Raw genomic sequence first — 17,073 nt, forward strand, 5'->3', positions numbered from 1 at the left:
GTTGTCTGCATCCCTCAACCCCGGTCACTTACTGATGTAAGCTCCCGGGGATTTCAGGTCTTGACGCCTTTTTGCAACGCGAAATGCCGGGTTAAATGGGTGGGGCGCCTTTCACGCTGCTAATGCGTTGTCTGCGCCCCTCAACCCCGGTCACTTACTACGGCTTAATGCTTTTCCCAACCGGTCTGCTGGGCGCTAAAGCCGAGCGCCTGCATAAAGGCCGCCATCACGCCGCGGTCTTCCACCCCGCGGTCGGCGACGCGCCAGCTATTGATCGCCGGGTTATCACGCAATGTCTCTTCCACTAAATATTGCCCGACGCCGCGGCGGCGGGTCACTTCACGCACGCACAGATCGCTGAGCTCACCTTCGACGCCGCGCAGGGTAACGCGCACAGCGCCCAACAGGCGCTCGTTAAAACGGGCGGCATAGAGACGATGGTTTTCATCCAGGGTCAGCGTCGACAGATCCTGCGACGGCCAGATTTTCCCCAGATCAATGCGATCCTGATCGCTGAAGTGCTGTAAACGGATAATAGTCAGTTTCATGGGCGGCAAGTCCAGTGCAAAACAGAGGCGCCAGTGTACCCAAAATTGCTGTCTGGCGGAGCGCTGTTTTTTGCGCATACATCAGGGGATTCGTTTTCCTGGCGTTGTTGGGGTAGCGCAATCCGTCATGGATCGAAAAATAAGCAGGATTTTAACCTAATGTGCAGCGTTTTATTCCGCCTTATGTATCGTTATTTTATGCTGCCGCATGGACTTTTTTTTGTTTATCTTCAGCAAAATACAGAATATTATCTTTGCTTAATCGACTGAAAAATAGAGATTTTAATCTGTTTTTTAGTGAAAAGCTGCGCTAAACCATTAAACTCAATGGTAAAAATGGCGTTGTTTAATAAAAGCACAGAATGCTTTTTAACCATAAAAATACAAAACATTTACACCACATCACGAACGGGGTTCTGCAGCATGAAAAGGAACGCGAAAACCATCGTCGCGGGCATTGTCGCATTAGCGATGTCGCACGCGGCGATGGCCAAGGATATTAAGGTCGCCGTGGTCGGCGCGATGTCGGGTCCGGTGGCCCAGTGGGGCGACATGGAGTTCAACGGCGCGCGTCAGGCGATTAAAGACATCAACGCCAGCGGCGGTATTAAGGGCGACAAGCTGGTGGCCGTCGAATATGACGACGCCTGCGATCCGAAGCAAGCGGTCGCGGTGGCCAACAAAATCGTCAACGACGGTATTCAGTACGTTATCGGCCACCTGTGCTCCTCTTCCACCCAGCCGGCTTCCGATATCTATGAGGATGAAGGCATCCTGATGATCTCCCCGGGAGCGACCAACCCGGAGCTGACCCAGCGCGGCTATCAGTACATCATGCGTACCGCCGGCCTCGACTCCTCGCAGGGGCCGACCGCGGCGAAATATATCGTCGAGAACGTCAAACCGCAGCGTATCGCCATCATTCATGACAAGCAGCAGTACGGCGAAGGGCTGGCGCGTTCGGTGCAGGACAACCTGAAAAAAGCCGGGGCCAACATCGTCTTCTTTGACGGCATCACCGCGGGCGAGAAAGATTTCTCCGCGCTGCTGGCGCGCCTGAAGAAAGAGAACATCGACTTCGTCTACTACGGCGGTTACTACCCGGAAATGGGCCAGATGCTGCGCCAGGCGCGCTCCGTGGGGCTGAAAACCGTGTTTATGGGGCCGGAAGGGGTCGGCAACGCCTCGCTGTCCAATATCGCGGGCGCCGCGGCGGAAGGGATGCTGGTGACGATGCCAAAACGCTACGATCAGGACCCTGCCAACAGCGCCATCGTCAACGCGCTGAAAGCGGAGAAGAAAGATCCGAGCGGGCCGTATGTCTGGATCACTTACGCCGCGGTTCAGTCGCTGGCGCAGGCGATGGACAGAACCGGCAGCCAGCAGCCGCTGGATTTAATAAAAGATTTGAAAGCGCACGGGGCGAAAACCGTGATTGGGCCGCTGACCTGGGATGAAAAAGGCGATCTGAAGGGATTTGAGTTTGGTGTCTTCCAGTGGCACGCCGACGGCTCTTCGAGCGCGGCGAAATAAGCGCTGAAGATGAGTTATCCCTCCGCCCGCGAGCCGCGGGCGGTTTGAAAAAGGTTACCTTATGTCCGAGCAGTTTCTCTATTTTCTGCAGCAGATGTTTAACGGCGTCACGCTGGGCAGTACCTACGCGCTGATCGCCATCGGCTATACGATGGTGTACGGCATTATCGGCATGATCAACTTCGCCCATGGCGAGGTCTACATGATTGGCAGCTATGTCTCCTTCATGATCATCGCCGCGCTGATGATGATGGGTATCGACACCAGCTGGCTGCTGGTCGCCGCCGGCTTCGTGGGCGCCATTGTGATTGCCAGCGCCTACGGCTGGAGCATTGAGCGCGTGGCCTATCGGCCGGTGCGTAATTCCAAGCGTCTGATTGCGCTGATCTCCGCTATCGGGATGTCTATCTTCCTGCAGAACTACGTCAGCCTGACCCAGGGCTCCCGCGACGTGGCGCTGCCGAGCCTGTTTAACGGCCAGTGGGTCGTCGGCCACAGCGACAGCTTCTCCGCGACGATCACCACCATGCAGCTGGTGATCTGGGTGGTGACCTTTATCGCCATGCTGGCCCTGACGCTGTTCATTCGCTACTCGCGGATGGGGCGCGCCTGCCGCGCCTGTGCCGAAGACCTGAAAATGGCGAGCCTGCTCGGCATTAACACCGATCGCGTCATTGCCCTGACCTTTGTCATCGGCGCAGCGATGGCGGCGGTGGCGGGCGTGCTGCTGGGTCAGTTCTACGGCGTGATTAACCCCTACATCGGCTTTATGGCCGGGATGAAGGCCTTCACCGCCGCCGTGCTCGGCGGTATCGGCAGTATCCCCGGCGCGATGATCGGCGGCCTGATCCTGGGTATTGCCGAGGCGCTCTCTTCTGCCTATCTCAGCACCGAATATAAGGACGTGGTTTCCTTTGCGCTGCTGATTCTGGTGCTGTTAGTGATGCCGACCGGCATTCTGGGCCGCCCGGAGGTGGAAAAAGTATGAAACCGATGCAAATTGCAATGGCGCTGCTCTCTGCTGCGATGTTCTTCATTCTGGCGGGCGTCTTTATGGGCGTGCAGCTGGAGCTGAACGGCACCAAACTGGTGGTGGATACCGCCGCCGATATTCGCTGGCAGTGGATCTTCATCGGCACCGCGGTGGTCTTTTTCTTCCAGCTGCTGCGGCCGCTGTTTCAGAAAGCGGTTAAGAACGTCTCCGGGCCGAAGTTTATTATGCCGGCGATTGACGGCTCGACGGTGAAGCAGAAGTTGTTCCTGATAGCCCTGCTGGTGATTGCCGTGGCCTGGCCGTTTATGGTGTCGCGCGGTACGGTGGATATCGCCACCCTGACGATGATCTATATCATTCTCGGCCTTGGGCTGAACGTGGTGGTCGGCCTTTCCGGCCTGCTGGTCCTGGGCTACGGCGGGTTCTACGCCATCGGCGCGTATACCTTCGCGCTGCTGAACCACTATTACGGTCTCGGCTTCTGGACCTGTCTGCCGCTGGCCGGCCTGGTCTCCGCGGCGGCTGGCTTCCTGCTTGGCTTCCCGGTGCTGCGTCTGCGCGGCGACTACCTGGCGATCGTGACCTTAGGCTTCGGCGAGATCGTGCGTATTCTGCTGCTCAACAATACCGAAATCACCGGCGGGCCAAACGGCATCAGCCAGATCCCGAAACCGACCTTCTTTGGCCTCGAATTCAGCCGCAGCGCCCGCGAAGGCGGCTGGGATACCTTCAGCAACTTCTTCGGCGTCAAATACGATCCCTCCGACCGGGTCATTTTCCTCTATCTGGTGGCGCTGCTGCTGGTGGTGCTGAGCCTGTTCGTTATCAACCGCCTGCTGCGGATGCCGCTGGGGCGGGCGTGGGAAGCGCTGCGTGAAGATGAGATCGCCTGTCGTTCGCTGGGCCTGAGCCCGACGCGCATCAAGCTGACCGCCTTTACCATCAGCGCCGCGTTTGCCGGCTTCGCCGGGACGCTGTTCGCCGCGCGCCAGGGCTTCGTCAGCCCGGAATCCTTTACCTTCGCCGAGTCCGCCTTTGTACTGGCGATCGTCGTGCTGGGCGGGATGGGCTCGCAGTTTGCGGTGATCCTGGCGGCTATTCTGCTGGTGGTGTCGCGTGAGCTGATGCGTGACTTTAACGAATACAGCATGTTAATGCTCGGCGGCCTGATGGTGCTGATGATGATCTGGCGTCCGCAGGGGCTTCTGCCAATGACGCGCGTGCAGTTGAAGCTGAAAAACGGTCAGGCGAAAGGAGAGCAGGCATGAGTCAGCCATTATTATCCGTCAGCGGCCTGATGATGCGTTTCGGCGGTCTGCTGGCCGTCAACAATGTGTCGCTGGAGCTCAAAGAGCGCGAGATCGTCTCGCTGATCGGCCCCAACGGCGCCGGGAAGACCACCGTCTTTAACTGCCTGACCGGTTTTTACAAGCCCACCGGCGGCACCATTCTGCTGCGCGACCAGCATCTGGAAGGGCTGCCAGGCCAGCAGATTGCCCGGATGGGCGTGGTGCGGACCTTCCAGCACGTGCGCCTGTTCCGCGAAATGACGGTCATTGAAAACCTGCTGGTGGCGCAACATCAGCAGCTGAAAACCGGGCTCTTCTCCGGCCTGCTGAAAACGCCGGCCTTCCGTCGGGCGCAGAGCGAAGCGCTGGACCGCGCAGCCACCTGGCTTGAGCGTATCGGCCTGCTGGAGCACGCTAACCGGCAGGCCAGCAACCTGGCCTATGGCGACCAGCGCCGGCTGGAGATTGCCCGCTGCATGGTCACCCAGCCGGAAATTCTAATGCTCGATGAACCGGCGGCGGGGCTGAACCCGAAAGAGACCAAAGAGCTGGACGAGCTTATCGCCGAGCTGCGTAACCATCACAACACCACCATCCTGCTTATCGAACACGATATGAAGCTGGTGATGGGCATTTCCGATCGCATCTACGTCGTGAACCAGGGGACACCGCTGGCCAACGGGACGCCGGAAGAGATTCGTAATAACCCGGACGTGATCCGCGCATACCTTGGTGAGGCATAAGATGGAAAACGCGATGTTAACTTTTGACAACGTCAGCGCCCACTACGGCAAGATTCAGGCGCTGCACAACGTCAGCCTGCATATCAAACAGGGCGAGATCGTCACGCTTATCGGCGCCAACGGCGCGGGGAAAACCACCCTGCTCGGCACGCTGTGCGGCGATCCGCGCGCCTCCAGCGGGCGTATTGTCTTTGACGGTAAGGATATTACCGACTGGCAGACGGCGAAGATCATGCGCGAGGCGGTGGCGATCGTCCCGGAAGGGCGGCGCGTCTTTTCGCGAATGACGGTGGAAGAGAACCTGGCGATGGGCGGTTTTTTTGCCGACCGCGATCAGTTCCAGACCCGCATCAAATGGGTGTATGAGCTGTTTCCGCGTCTGCACGAGCGCCGTATCCAGCGCGCCGGCACCATGTCCGGCGGCGAACAGCAGATGCTGGCCATCGGCCGCGCCCTGATGAGCCAGCCGCGTCTGCTGCTGCTGGATGAACCGTCGCTGGGGCTGGCGCCGATCATCATTCAGCAGATCTTCGATACCATCGAGCAGCTGCGCGAGCAGGGGATGACTATCTTCCTGGTTGAGCAGAACGCCAACCAGGCGCTGAAGCTGGCCGATCGCGGCTACGTGCTGGAGAACGGCCACGTGGTGCTGGAGGATACCGGCGACGCGCTGCTGGCCAACGAGGCGGTGCGCAGCGCCTATCTCGGCGGTTAATTCATCGCAACCCGGCGTCATTCACTTCGCCGGATAGTAGCCCGGGTGAGGCGCTTGCGCCGACCCCGGGAGCCGATCGCACAACTATTATCCGTGTCTCAGCTCCCACTTTACTTCCCCCGTCCTTTCATCGGCTTGTCATCTCTCTGACCCGTTACTATCTTTTTTTTGTAATAAAAAAGTTATTTTTCTGTAATTCGAACATGTCATGTTACCCCGCGAGCATAAAACGCGTGAAATCGCGCATCCGGCACAACAAGAGAGATAACCGATGATATCGTTACGACATACAGCTTTAGGACTGGCGCTGAGCCTGGCTTTTGCCGGTCAGGCCCTGGCGGTTACCACCATCCCGTTCTGGCACTCAATGGAAGGCGAACTGGGTAAAGAAGTGGATTCTCTGGCGCAACGCTTTAACGCGGCCAATCCTGATTACAAAATCGTTCCGGTATACAAGGGCAACTATGAACAGAGCCTGAGCGCCGGTATCGCCGCCTTCCGTACCGGCAACGCGCCGGCGATCCTGCAGGTGTATGAAGTGGGTACCGCCACCATGATGGCGTCAAAAGCCATTAAGCCGGTCTACCAGGTGTTCAGCGAGGCGGGCATCACGTTTGATGAATCGCAGTTTGTGCCGACGGTCGCCGGGTATTACACCGATTCGAAAACCGGCCATCTGCTCTCCCAGCCGTTTAACAGCTCCACGCCGGTGCTGTACTACAACAAAGACGCCTTCAAAAAAGCCGGTTTAGATCCAGAGCAGCCGCCGAAGACCTGGCAGGATCTGGCGGCCTACACCGCGAAGCTGAAAGCCGCCGGAATGAAGTGCGGCTACGCCAGCGGCTGGCAGGGCTGGATCCAGATTGAGAACTTCAGCGCCTGGCACGGCCTGCCGGTGGCGACGAAAAACAATGGCTTTGACGGCACCGACGCGGTTCTTGAGTTCAACAAGCCGGAGCAGGTGAAGCATATCGCGCTGCTCGAAGAGATGAACAAGAAGGGCGATTTCAGCTACTTCGGGCGTAAAGACGAGTCCACCGAAAAGTTCTATAACGGCGACTGCGCCATTACCACTGCCTCGTCCGGCTCGCTGGCCGATATCCGCCAGTACGCCAAATTTAACTACGGCGTCGGCATGATGCCCTACGATGCCGACGTGAAAGGCGCGCCGCAGAACGCCATCATCGGCGGGGCCAGCCTGTGGGTGATGCAGGGTAAAGACAAAGAGACCTACACCGGCGTGGCGAAGTTCCTCGACTTCCTGACTAAACCGGAAAATGCCGCCGAATGGCACCAGAAAACCGGCTATCTGCCGATCACCACCGCGGCCTACGATCTGACCCGCCAGCAGGGCTTCTATGATAAGAACCCGGGCGCCGATATCGCCACGCGCCAGATGCTGAACAAGCCGCCGTTGCCGTTCACCAAAGGTCTGCGTCTGGGCAACATGCCGCAAATCCGCACCATCGTCGATGAAGAGCTGGAGAGCGTGTGGACCGGCAAGAAAACCCCGCAACAGGCGCTGGATTCCGCCGTTCAGCGTGGGAATCAGCTGCTGCGCCGCTTCGAACAAGCGACCAAATCGTAATCTGTAACTTGCCCGGTGGCGCTGCGCTTACCGGGCCTACGATGTGCCTTATGTAGGCCGGGTAGGGCGTAGCCGCCACCCGGCATTGTTCAGGAACCCAATCTCAATGTCATCATCCCGTCCGGTATTCCGCTCGCGCTGGCTGCCCTATGTCCTGGTCGCGCCGCAGCTGATTATCACGCTGATTTTCTTTATCTGGCCCGCGGGCGAAGCGCTGTGGTATTCGCTGCAGAGCGTCGATCCGTTTGGCCTGTCCAGCCAGTTTGTCGGCCTGGATAACTTCGTAGCGCTGTTCCATGACCCGTACTATCTGGACTCGTTCTGGACCACTATCAAATTCAGCGCCCTGGTGACCGTCAGCGGCCTGCTTATTTCGCTCTTTTTCGCTGCGCTGGTCGACTACGTGGTGCGCGGCAGTCGCTTCTATCAGACCCTGATGCTGCTGCCGTATGCCGTGGCCCCCGCGGTGGCGGCGGTGCTGTGGATCTTTCTCTTTAACCCCGGACGCGGACTGATCACCCATTTCCTCGGCGAGCTGGGCTACGACTGGAACCACGCGCAGAACAGCGGCCAGGCGATGTTCCTGGTGGTCTTCGCCTCGGTATGGAAGCAGATAAGCTACAACTTCCTGTTTTTCTTCGCCGCGCTGCAGTCGATCCCGCGTTCGCTGGTTGAGGCTGCCGCTATCGACGGCGCCGGGCCAATCCGCCGCTTCTTCAGGCTGGCGCTGCCGCTGATTGCGCCGGTGAGTTTCTTCCTGCTGGTGGTCAACCTGGTTTACGCCTTCTTCGACACCTTCCCGGTGATCGATGCCGCCACCGCCGGCGGCCCGGTGCAGGCGACCACCACCCTGATTTACAAAATCTATCGCGAAGGTTTCGCCGGGCTCGATCTTTCCGCTTCCGCCGCGCAGTCGGTGGTGCTGATGTTCCTCGTCATTATCCTGACGGTGGTGCAGTTCCGTTACGTTGAAAGTAAGGTGCGTTACCAATGATTGAGAACCGTCGCGGGCTGACGATTTTCAGCCACACCATGCTGATTCTGGGCATCGCCGTCATTTTATTCCCGCTGTACGTCGCCTTCGTGGCGGCGACGCTGGATAACCAATCGGTGTTCGAAACGCCGATGACGCTGATCCCCGGCGGACATCTGCTGGAGAACATGAAGACCATCTGGGTGAACGGCGTTGGCGTCAACAGCGCGCCGTTCTGGCTGATGATGCTCAACAGCTTCATCATGGCGTTCGCCATTACGGTGGGCAAAATCGTCGTGTCGATGCTGTCGGCGTTCGCCATCGTCTGGTTCCGCTTTCCGCTGCGTAACCTGTTCTTCTGGATGATTTTTATCACGCTAATGCTGCCGGTCGAGGTGCGTATTTTCCCGACGGTGGAAGTGATCGCCAATCTCAACATGCTCGACAGCTACGCCGGGCTTACGCTGCCGCTAATGGCCTCGGCCACCGCCACCTTCCTGTTCCGCCAGTTCTTTATGACCCTGCCGGACGAGCTGATTGAAGCGGCGCGTATCGATGGCGCTTCGCCGATGCGCTTCTTTCGCGACATCGTGCTGCCGCTGTCGAAAACCAACCTCGCGGCGCTGTTCGTCATCACTTTTATCTACGGCTGGAACCAGTATCTGTGGCCGTTGCTGATTATTCAGGATGTGAATCTTGGCACCGCCGTCGCCGGCATCAAAGGCATGATCGCCACCGGCGAAGGTACTACCCAGTGGAATCAGGTGATGGCGGCGATGCTGCTGACCCTGATCCCGCCGGTTGTCATCGTTTTAGCCATGCAGCGCGCATTTGTGCGTGGCCTGGTCGATAGTGAGAAATAAAATGGCTGGTTTAAAACTACAGGCAGTAAGCAAAAGCTGGGATGGCAAAACCCAGGTGATTCAACCGCTGACGCTGGACGTGGCGGACGGGGAATTTATCGTCATGGTCGGCCCGTCGGGCTGCGGGAAATCAACGCTGCTGCGGATGGTCGCCGGACTGGAGCGGGTGACCAGCGGCGATATCTGGATCGACCGCAAGCGGGTCACCGAGATGGAGCCGAAGGATCGCGGCATCGCCATGGTGTTCCAGAACTATGCCCTTTATCCGCATATGAGCGTGGAAGAGAACATGGCGTGGGGGCTGAAGATCCGCGGCATGGGTAAGGGATTGATCGCCGAGCGGGTGCAGGAGGCGGCGCGTATTCTTGAGCTGGACGGCCTGCTCAAGCGCCGCCCGCGCGAGCTCTCCGGCGGCCAGCGCCAGCGCGTGGCGATGGGCCGCGCCATCGTGCGTGACCCGGCGGTATTCCTCTTCGACGAACCGTTGTCAAACCTCGACGCCAAGCTGCGCGTGCAGATGCGTCTTGAGCTGCAGCAGCTGCATCGCCGCCTGAAAACCACCTCGCTGTACGTTACCCATGATCAGGTGGAGGCGATGACCCTCGCTCAGCGGGTGATGGTGATGAATAAAGGCGTTGCCGAGCAGATCGGCACCCCGGTGGAAGTGTATGAGAAGCCGGCCAGCCGCTTTGTGGCGAGCTTTATCGGCAGCCCGGCCATGAACCTGCTGGAAGGGCGCATCAGCGATGACGGCGGTCGCTTTGAGCTGGCGGGCGGCATCCAGCTGCCGACGAATCATGAGCACCGGCGCCACGCCGGGCGTAAAATGACCCTCGGTATCCGCCCGGAGCATTTTATCTTAAGCTCGCAGGCGCAAGGCGGCATTCCGCTGCTGATGGACTCCCTGGAAATTTTAGGCGCCGATAACCTTGCCCACGGGCGCTGGGGCGAACAGAAGCTGGTGGTCAGACTGCCGCACCAGCAGCGCCCGGCGGCAGGCAGCACGCTATGGCTGCATCTGCCTTTGGAACATCTGCACCTCTTTGATGGTGAAACAGGACAACGCGCATGAGTAACTGGCCTTATCCCCGTATCGTCGCCCATCGCGGCGGCGGTAAACTGGCGCCGGAGAACACCCTGGCGGCTATCGACGTCGGCGCTCGCTACGGGCACACGATGATTGAATTTGACGCCAAGCTGTCAAAGGACGGGCAGATCTTTCTGCTGCATGACGATAATCTCGAACGCACCAGCAACGGCTGGGGCGTGGCGGGGGAGCTGCCATGGGACGATCTGCTGAAGGTGGATGCCGGTAGCTGGTTCAGCCGTGAATTTAAGGGCGAGCCGCTGCCGCTGCTCTCCCAGGTGGCGGAGCGCTGCCGCCGTCACGGCATGATGGCGAATATCGAAATTAAACCGACCACCGGCCTTGGGCCGCAGACCGGCAACGTGGTGGCCCTGGCGGCGCGGGAGCTGTGGGCGGGAATGACCGCGCCGCTGCTGTCGTCGTTTGAAATCGATGCCCTGGAAGCGGCGCAGGAAGCCGCCCCCGAGCTACCGCGCGGGCTGTTGCTGGATGAGTGGCGTGAGGACTGGCGGGAGTTGACCACCCGGCTGGGCTGCGTCTCCATTCACCTTAACCACAAGCTGCTGGACGCCGGGCGGGTGGCAAGCCTGAAACAGGCCGGCCTGCATATCCTGGTGTATACCGTTAACAAACCCCAGCGCGCCGCCGAGCTGCTGCGCTGGGGCGTAGACTGCATCTGCACCGATGCCATTGACGTCATCGGGCCCCATTTCCAGCCTTAATAACCGCTGCGCGGCGGCTGGCCTTTACGGGTTGGTCTGCCGCAGCATCCCTCCGTTGTTGTTCGGCAGCACCTGCTGCGGCGGATTGAGATTCCCGCCCTGCGCCGCGCGCTGCTGATTGGTCTGCAGCTGGTTTTGCAGATGCTGCTGCTGGGAGCGAGTCTGATTGTTCAGATTCTGCTTCAGCATGCTCTGTTGCTGCTGTTGCTGCACCTTCATCTCATTTTGCATGCGCTGCTGGCTGGGGACCACGTAACCCGGCTGGTTGGGGTTGTTATCAATATTGATTGGCTGGGCTAAAACGCCGAGCGGCATCAGCGCCGCCAGAAATAACATCGCTTTCATGGTTTTCTCCTCCCGTGCGTGGGATCACTTAAGTGTACCTCGAATCCGCCATAACAATGATTTTTTAGGAGTTATCAACCAGGCTTAAGCGGGGAATGAAACCTACCTATCAGGAGTAAGACAATGATAAAAACAACAATCTGGCGTCAGGTGGTCATCGCTGCGTTGCTGGCGGGCGGTAGTTTTACCGTCGCCGCCAGTCCACCGCCGCCGCCGCCGGTCTCTTATGGCGTAGAGGAGGATGTATTCCACCCGGTGCGCGCCCGGCAGGGCATGGTGGCCTCGGTGGATGCGCTGGCCACCCGCGTCGGGGTGGATATTCTGCGCCAGGGCGGCAACGCCGTCGATGCGGCGGTGGCGGTTGGCTACGCGCTGGCGGTCACTCATCCGCAGGCGGGGAATATTGGCGGCGGCGGTTTTATGATGCTGCGGACGAAAGACGGCAAGACTACGGCGATCGATTTCCGCGAAATGGCGCCAGAGCAGGCCACCCGCGACATGTTCCTCGACGACCAGGGTAACCCGGACAGTAAAAAATCGCTCACCTCGCATCTGGCCTCTGGCACGCCAGGCAGCGTGGCGGGCTTCTCTCTTGCCCTGGAAAAATACGGCACCATGCCGCTGAACAAAGTGATCCGCCCGGCAATCAAGCTGGCGGAAGAGGGCTTTATTGTTAACGATGCGCTGGCGGACGATCTGAAGACCTACGGCAGCGAAGTGATCCCGCAGCACGAAAACAGTAAAGCGATCTTCTGGAAGAACGGCGAGCCGCTGAAGAAGGGCGACCGGCTGGTACAGAAGAACCTGGGGAAAAGCCTCGAGCTGATTGCCGAGCACGGTCCGGATGCCTTCTATAAAGGCGCTATTGCCGACCAGATCGCGGACGAGATGAAAAAGCACGGCGGGCTTATCACCAAAGCCGACCTCGCTAACTATAAGGCCGTGGAGCGCACGCCGATTAGAGGCGAATATCGCGGGTATGAGATCTACTCTATGCCGCCGCCCTCCTCCGGCGGGATCCACATCGTGCAGATCCTCAATATCCTCGAAAATTTCGATCTGCAGAAATATGGCTTCGGCAGCGCCGACGCTATGCAGGTGATGGCGGAGGCGGAGAAACACGCCTATGCCGACCGCTCTGAATATCTCGGCGACCCTGACTTCGTCAAAGTGCCGTGGCAGGCGCTGACCAGCAAAGCCTACGCCAAAGCGATTGCCGCCGAGATCGACGTCAATAAGGCGAAGCCTTCCAGCCAGATCCGCCCGGGCAAGCTGGCGCCCTATGAAAGCAACCAGACCACCCACTTCTCGGTGGTCGATAAAGACGGCAATGCGGTGGCGGTGACCTATACGTTGAATACCACCTTCGGCACCGGCATTGTGGCGGGGGACTCCGGCATTCTGCTGAATAACCAGATGGATGATTTCTCGGCGAAGCCCGGCGTACCTAACGTCTATGGCCTGGTGGGCGGCGACGCCAATGCGGTGGAGCCGAAAAAACGCCCGCTGTCGTCGATGTCGCCGACCATTGTGGTGAAAGACGGCAAAACCTGGCTGGTGACCGGCAGCCCGGGCGGCAGCCGGATCATCACCACTGTGCTGCAGATGGTGGTCAATACCATCGATTTCGGGATGAACGTCGCAGAAGCCACCAACGCCCCGCGCTTCCATCATCAATGGCTGCCGGATGAGCTGCGGGTGGAGAAAGGCTTTAGTCCGGATACCCTGAAGCTGCTGGAGGCGAAAGGGCAGAAAGTGGCGCTGAAAGAGGCGATGGGCAGCACTCAGAGCATTATGGTGGGGCCGGACGGGATGCTGTATGGCGCCTCCGACCCGCGTTCGCCGGATGATTTAACGGCGGGGTATTGATATGTTGCCCGGTGGCGCTGCTGCGCTTACCGGGCCAACCACTGCACGAACGCAGGTCGGGTAAGGCGAAGCCGCCACCCGGCAACATGCTACTTCATTCTCGCCATATAATATGCATCCACATATTCACCGTTGCGCAGCGCGTAACGCTTGCCGGTGCCTTCGATCTCAAATCCGTGTTTTTTGTACACCGCAATCGCCGGCTTGTTATCAGCGAACACCGTCAGCTCAATGCGGTCAACGCGCAGCCAGTTATCGCACAGGTCGATCATCTCGCGCATCAGCGCGCTGCCGATACCGCGCCCCTGATGGCCGGCGGCAACCGCCATGCCAAAGGTCGCCACGTGGCTGCGACGAGGGCGCGGTTCGACATGGAGCGACAGATGCCCGGTAACCCGATCGTCCAGCGTCGCCACCAGATGGAAGGTATGGGGTTTGGGCTGTAGCTTCTCCTGCCAGGCTTCCATGGCGGGGTAAGGGATCTGTAGCGTGTCATGATAGACCTCCGGGTGCGCCATCAGCATACGTAAAGGTTCAGCATCGCGCGGTTCGGCATGGCGTATCACTATGTCACTCATTCCCTTGTCCTCTTTTTGGTGGTTGATTCTCCTTCACCATCTCTGACGGCAGCCGGGGAGTCAATGCCGTTTTTTGCAAAAAAAAAGATAGACAAGTGCGAATGAGAATGATTATTATTGTCCTGCATTCAGGAAGACCCTTGCGGAAAGCCTGAAAGCACGACATTGCTCACATTGCTTCCAGTATTACTTTAGCCAGCCGGGTGCTGGCTTTTTTTTTTGCTGCAACCTCAGGCGCTTGGCGGCCTGGCGGACATCACGCCGTCTTCCGCAACCAGGCCGATGAGATGACTTTTGCTTTCCGCCGCGGCCAGCACCTCGGCGCTGCCGGTGAACTGGCCGCCCTTTTTAATCGCCAGCGAGCGATAGGCGAGGGTGCCATCCAGATTGCCGTGCTCCTCAATGGTGATGCTGTCGCCGCGGCACTGGCCCTGAACCTTGCCATCAATAATCAGCTCACGGCAGCTGATGTTGCCCTCGACCTGACCTTCACGCATCACCTTAATCAGATGTTCTTTCGCCTCAATGTTGCCGGTAAGCTGGCCGTGAATATAGACATGGCCGCTGGCGACAATATTGCCGACGAAATGCACCCCGCTGGCGATGACCGTAGTCTCTTGTTTTTTGCTGGCGACCGCCTGGGATTCTGGGTTGTTTGCCGGAGGCGTGGCCACTTCTGACGTCTGAGGTTCCGTTTTATTTTTCTTAATAAACATCGCGTTAATTTTGTTCCGTTGGCTATGGAGGAGAAAGGCGACCAGTGCGCAGGCGGCCGCCAGGCGCGCCGGCACGATCGCATCGACAGACCAGGCGATCAGCGCGAGAAGCCAGAAAAAAAGGGCGCCGTTTAAGGCGAGATACTGTTTGTCCATCCGTAGCGGCTGGCTACTCCGTTAGTCATCAGCAACGTCCTGGTTTGCCCTCCACTTATCCGCAGTTTCGCCATTGAGATCAAGATACTTAACCGAAAAATGTCGATTTAATCTGTTGTTAATCAATGAGTTATTAATAATTACGTATGGGTGGTACGCGACCTATTTTTTTGACGAATCTTCACGGAAAACGGACTGAGAGGATGAAGTCATGTCCCGGCTTGCGCTATGGTTGAAGGTAGCTCATTAACTAAGGACAGCGTTATGACTCTGCACTGCGCATTTATTGGCTTCGGCAAAAGCACCACCCGCTACCATCTTCCTTACGTGTTACACCGCCAGGACCGCTGGCAGGTGGCGCACATCTATCGCCGTCGGGCGAAGCCCGAGGAGCAGGCGCCGCAGTATTCCCACATCCATTTCACCAGCGATCTCGATGAAGTGTTAAACGACCCGCAGGTCAGGCTGGTGGTGGTCTGCACCCATGCCGACAGCCATTTTGACTATGCGAAAAAGGCGCTGGAGGCGGGGAAAAACGTGCTGGTGGAAAAGCCGTTCACCCCGACGCTGGAGGAAGCCAAGACCCTGTTTGCGCTGGCGAACAGCAAAGGCCTGACGGTGACGCCCTACCAGAACCGCCGCTTCGACTCCTGCTTCCTGACCACTAAAAAGGTGATTGAGAGCGGCAAACTTGGCGAACTGGTGGAGATTGAAAGCCATTTTGACAACTACCGCCCGCTGGCGGAGAACAACCCCGGCGGCCCGCAAAACGGCGAGTTCTATGGCCTTGGCGTGCATACCCTGGACCAGATTATTTCGCTGTTCGGCCGCCCGGACCATGTCGCTTACGATCTGCGCTCGCTGCGCAACAAAGCTAACCCGGATGATACCTTTGAGGCCCAGCTGTTCTACGGCGATCTGAAGGCCATCGTTAAGACCAGCCACCTGGTGCAGATCGACTACCCGAAATTCATCGTCCACGGCCATAAAGGCTCGTTTGTGAAATATGGTATCGACCAGCAGGAGACCAGCCTGAAAGCCAATATCATGCCGGGCGAGCCGGGCTTTGGCGCGGACGACAGCGTCGGCGAGCTGGTGTATGTCAACGAGGCAGGGGAGACGGTGCGCGAAGCGGTCCCGCTGGAGAGCGGCGACTATGGCCGGGTCTACGACGCGCTGTACGACACCCTCGTCAACGGCCAGCCAAATTACGTCAAGGAATCTGACGTTCTTACCAATATGGAGATCCTGCAGCGCGGCTTTGAGCAGCCCTCACCGGCCACCATTACTCTGGTGAAATAAGCCCAAGCGGCTCCTCTGCGCTTGTTCATATTTTTTGAACAGAGGAGTCAATTTTCACCCTCTATGATCGTCGGCGAAATGGGTCCACACTGATTCCATCGAAAACATATGGGGGTGCAACATGATCTACTTACGCAAAGCGAACGAACGTGGCCACGCTAACCATGGCTGGCTGGATTCCTGGCATACTTTCTCTTTCGCCAACTACTACGACCCGAACTTTATGGGCTTCTCCGCCCTGCGGGTGATTAACGACGACGTCATCGACGCCGGTCAGGGCTTCGGTACCCACCCGCATAAAGATATGGAGATCCTGACCTATGTACTGGAAGGGGCGGTGGAGCACCAGGACAGCATGGGCAACAAAGAGCAGGTGCCGGCGGGCGAGTTCCAGATCATGAGCGCGGGTACCGGGGTGCGTCACTCTGAGTACAACCCGAGCAAAACCGATCGTCTGCGTCTGTACCAGATCTGGATTATTCCGGAAGAAACCGGCATTACCCCGCGCTACGAGCAGCGCCGCTTCGACGCCGCCCAGGGCAAACAGCTGGTGCTGTCGCCGGATGCACGGGATGGCTCGCTGAAGGTCTATCAGGATATGGAGCTGTATCGCTGGGCGCTGCTGAAAGATGAGCAGTCGGTTCACCAGATTGCCGCGGAACGTCGCGTCTGGATCCAGGTCGTCAAAGGCGAAGTGACCATCAACGGTACCAAAGCCACTACCAGCGATGGTTTGGCTATCTGGGACGAGCAGGCGATTTCGGTTCATGCCGACAGCGATAGCGAAATCCTGCTGTTCGATCTGCCGCCGGTTTGATCGTTATCTGAGGTCGTCTATACCCAAAATAATTTGAGTTGCAGAAAGGCGGCGACGCAGAGAATCCCCAGGAGCTTACTTAAGTAAGTGACTGGGGGTGAGCGAGGAAAGCCAACGCGCATGCAACTCGAAGTATGATAGGTATAAATAAATTGCGTAGCCTTCCCTCATGTTAGGGAAGGTTGCGCTTTGTCCGTGATAAACTGAGAAAATGTTCCCCGTTGATCACAGTCAG

At 58.3% G+C, this 17,073-nt stretch carries 17 protein-coding genes; 13 read left to right on the forward strand and 4 right to left on the reverse strand.

Annotated elements, in window-relative coordinates; all coding sequences use genetic code 11:
* Positions 1-164: 164 nt before the first annotated feature.
* Positions 165-548, reverse strand: coding sequence for an aspartate 1-decarboxylase autocleavage activator PanM (panM, locus tag ABLV54_RS01035; RefSeq protein ID WP_023291228.1), 384 nt, complete (start codon positions 546-548; stop codon positions 165-167).
* Between the two features lie 423 nt (positions 549-971).
* Between panM and livK the strand changes: the two genes are divergently transcribed.
* The 10 genes from livK (at position 972) to ugpQ (ending at position 11,055) form a co-directional block, all read left to right on the forward strand.
* Positions 972-2,081, forward strand: a complete 1,110-nt coding sequence (gene livK / locus ABLV54_RS01040; protein WP_048298510.1) for a high-affinity branched-chain amino acid ABC transporter substrate-binding protein LivK — start codon at positions 972-974, stop codon at positions 2,079-2,081.
* A 61-nt stretch (positions 2,082-2,142) separates the two neighbouring features.
* Complete coding sequence (gene livH / locus ABLV54_RS01045) at positions 2,143-3,069, forward strand: high-affinity branched-chain amino acid ABC transporter permease LivH (RefSeq protein WP_002920807.1); 927 nt, start codon at positions 2,143-2,145, stop codon at positions 3,067-3,069.
* The gene (livM, locus tag ABLV54_RS01050; protein ID WP_004202111.1) at positions 3,066-4,343 is read left to right on the forward strand and encodes a branched chain amino acid ABC transporter permease LivM; all 1,278 of its coding nucleotides are present in this window, start codon (positions 3,066-3,068) and stop codon (positions 4,341-4,343) included. The genes livH and livM overlap by 4 nt, the downstream gene beginning before the upstream one ends.
* Positions 4,340-5,107: a high-affinity branched-chain amino acid ABC transporter ATP-binding protein LivG gene (gene livG, locus ABLV54_RS01055; protein WP_023291227.1), complete on the forward strand. Its 768-nt coding sequence runs from the start codon at positions 4,340-4,342 to the stop codon at positions 5,105-5,107. Before livM ends, livG begins: the two co-directional genes overlap by 4 nt.
* Position 5,108: 1 nt before the next feature.
* Entirely contained in the window at positions 5,109-5,822 is a 714-nt protein-coding gene (gene livF, locus ABLV54_RS01060) for a high-affinity branched-chain amino acid ABC transporter ATP-binding protein LivF (protein WP_004145133.1), read from the forward strand.
* 271 nt (positions 5,823-6,093) lie between these two features.
* The gene (gene ugpB / locus ABLV54_RS01065) at positions 6,094-7,410 is read left to right on the forward strand and encodes a sn-glycerol-3-phosphate ABC transporter substrate-binding protein UgpB (protein WP_032454248.1); all 1,317 of its coding nucleotides are present in this window, start codon (positions 6,094-6,096) and stop codon (positions 7,408-7,410) included.
* A gap of 106 nt (positions 7,411-7,516) precedes the next feature.
* A complete protein-coding gene (gene ugpA, locus ABLV54_RS01070) occupies positions 7,517-8,404 on the forward strand; it encodes a sn-glycerol-3-phosphate ABC transporter permease UgpA (protein WP_032454247.1) in 888 nt (295 codons plus the stop codon).
* Complete coding sequence (gene ugpE, locus ABLV54_RS01075; RefSeq protein ID WP_008806976.1) at positions 8,401-9,246, forward strand: sn-glycerol-3-phosphate ABC transporter permease UgpE; 846 nt, start codon at positions 8,401-8,403, stop codon at positions 9,244-9,246. Before ugpA ends, ugpE begins: the two co-directional genes overlap by 4 nt.
* 1 nt (position 9,247) lies before the next feature.
* Positions 9,248-10,318, forward strand: a complete 1,071-nt coding sequence (locus ABLV54_RS01080) for a sn-glycerol-3-phosphate import ATP-binding protein UgpC (protein WP_023291224.1) — start codon at positions 9,248-9,250, stop codon at positions 10,316-10,318.
* Positions 10,315-11,055: a glycerophosphodiester phosphodiesterase gene (gene ugpQ, locus ABLV54_RS01085; protein ID WP_023291223.1), complete on the forward strand. Its 741-nt coding sequence runs from the start codon at positions 10,315-10,317 to the stop codon at positions 11,053-11,055. Before ABLV54_RS01080 ends, ugpQ begins: the two co-directional genes overlap by 4 nt.
* 24 nt (positions 11,056-11,079) lie before the next feature.
* Here the strand turns inward: ugpQ and ABLV54_RS01090 are convergent, their stop codons facing one another.
* Positions 11,080-11,400 carry a DUF2756 family protein gene (locus ABLV54_RS01090; RefSeq protein WP_023291222.1) on the reverse strand — a complete coding sequence of 107 codons (321 nt, stop codon included), beginning with the start codon at positions 11,398-11,400 and terminating at the stop codon, positions 11,080-11,082.
* Between the two features lie 123 nt (positions 11,401-11,523).
* On the opposite strand from ABLV54_RS01090, the gene ggt reads away from it, so the two are divergent.
* Positions 11,524-13,269, forward strand: coding sequence for a gamma-glutamyltransferase (ggt, locus tag ABLV54_RS01095; protein ID WP_044524972.1), 1,746 nt, complete (start codon positions 11,524-11,526; stop codon positions 13,267-13,269).
* Positions 13,270-13,358: 89 nt separating this feature from the next.
* Here ggt and yhhY read toward each other — a convergent pair whose 3' ends face one another.
* Positions 13,359-13,835, reverse strand: a complete 477-nt coding sequence (gene yhhY / locus ABLV54_RS01100; RefSeq protein ID WP_072096665.1) for an N-acetyltransferase — start codon at positions 13,833-13,835, stop codon at positions 13,359-13,361.
* Between the two features lie 242 nt (positions 13,836-14,077).
* Complete coding sequence (locus ABLV54_RS01105; protein WP_050533997.1) at positions 14,078-14,719, reverse strand: polymer-forming cytoskeletal protein; 642 nt, start codon at positions 14,717-14,719, stop codon at positions 14,078-14,080.
* Between the two features lie 264 nt (positions 14,720-14,983).
* On the opposite strand from ABLV54_RS01105, the gene ABLV54_RS01110 reads away from it, so the two are divergent.
* Both ABLV54_RS01110 and ABLV54_RS01115 read left to right on the forward strand, forming a co-directional pair.
* A complete protein-coding gene (locus ABLV54_RS01110) occupies positions 14,984-16,021 on the forward strand; it encodes an oxidoreductase (RefSeq protein WP_048298507.1) in 1,038 nt (345 codons plus the stop codon).
* 121 nt (positions 16,022-16,142) lie between these two features.
* Complete coding sequence (locus tag ABLV54_RS01115; RefSeq protein WP_002920779.1) at positions 16,143-16,838, forward strand: pirin family protein; 696 nt, start codon at positions 16,143-16,145, stop codon at positions 16,836-16,838.
* Positions 16,839-17,073: the final 235 nt, after the last annotated feature.

The organism is Klebsiella sp. JB_Kp042 (genome assembly GCF_040065275.1).
Taxonomy (GTDB): Bacteria; Pseudomonadota; Gammaproteobacteria; order Enterobacterales; family Enterobacteriaceae; genus Klebsiella; species Klebsiella quasipneumoniae.

Excerpts from the sequence above, each read along its gene's own strand:
- panM (WP_023291228.1), bottom strand. The coding sequence starts at position 548 with ATGAAACTGACTATTATCCGTTTACAGCACTTCAGCGATCAGGATCGC.
- livK (WP_048298510.1), top strand. The coding sequence starts at position 972 with ATGAAAAGGAACGCGAAAACCATCGTCGCGGGCATTGTCGCATTAGCG.
- livH (WP_002920807.1), top strand. The coding sequence starts at position 2,143 with ATGTCCGAGCAGTTTCTCTATTTTCTGCAGCAGATGTTTAACGGCGTC.
- livM (WP_004202111.1), top strand. The coding sequence starts at position 3,066 with ATGAAACCGATGCAAATTGCAATGGCGCTGCTCTCTGCTGCGATGTTC.
- livG (WP_023291227.1), top strand. The coding sequence starts at position 4,340 with ATGAGTCAGCCATTATTATCCGTCAGCGGCCTGATGATGCGTTTCGGC.
- livF (WP_004145133.1), top strand. The coding sequence starts at position 5,109 with ATGGAAAACGCGATGTTAACTTTTGACAACGTCAGCGCCCACTACGGC.
- ugpB (WP_032454248.1), top strand. The coding sequence starts at position 6,094 with ATGATATCGTTACGACATACAGCTTTAGGACTGGCGCTGAGCCTGGCT.
- ugpA (WP_032454247.1), top strand. The coding sequence starts at position 7,517 with ATGTCATCATCCCGTCCGGTATTCCGCTCGCGCTGGCTGCCCTATGTC.
- ugpE (WP_008806976.1), top strand. The coding sequence starts at position 8,401 with ATGATTGAGAACCGTCGCGGGCTGACGATTTTCAGCCACACCATGCTG.
- ABLV54_RS01080 (WP_023291224.1), top strand. The coding sequence starts at position 9,248 with ATGGCTGGTTTAAAACTACAGGCAGTAAGCAAAAGCTGGGATGGCAAA.
- ugpQ (WP_023291223.1), top strand. The coding sequence starts at position 10,315 with ATGAGTAACTGGCCTTATCCCCGTATCGTCGCCCATCGCGGCGGCGGT.
- ABLV54_RS01090 (WP_023291222.1), bottom strand. The coding sequence starts at position 11,400 with ATGAAAGCGATGTTATTTCTGGCGGCGCTGATGCCGCTCGGCGTTTTA.
- ggt (WP_044524972.1), top strand. The coding sequence starts at position 11,524 with ATGATAAAAACAACAATCTGGCGTCAGGTGGTCATCGCTGCGTTGCTG.
- ABLV54_RS01105 (WP_050533997.1), bottom strand. The coding sequence starts at position 14,719 with ATGGACAAACAGTATCTCGCCTTAAACGGCGCCCTTTTTTTCTGGCTT.
- ABLV54_RS01110 (WP_048298507.1), top strand. The coding sequence starts at position 14,984 with ATGACTCTGCACTGCGCATTTATTGGCTTCGGCAAAAGCACCACCCGC.
- ABLV54_RS01115 (WP_002920779.1), top strand. The coding sequence starts at position 16,143 with ATGATCTACTTACGCAAAGCGAACGAACGTGGCCACGCTAACCATGGC.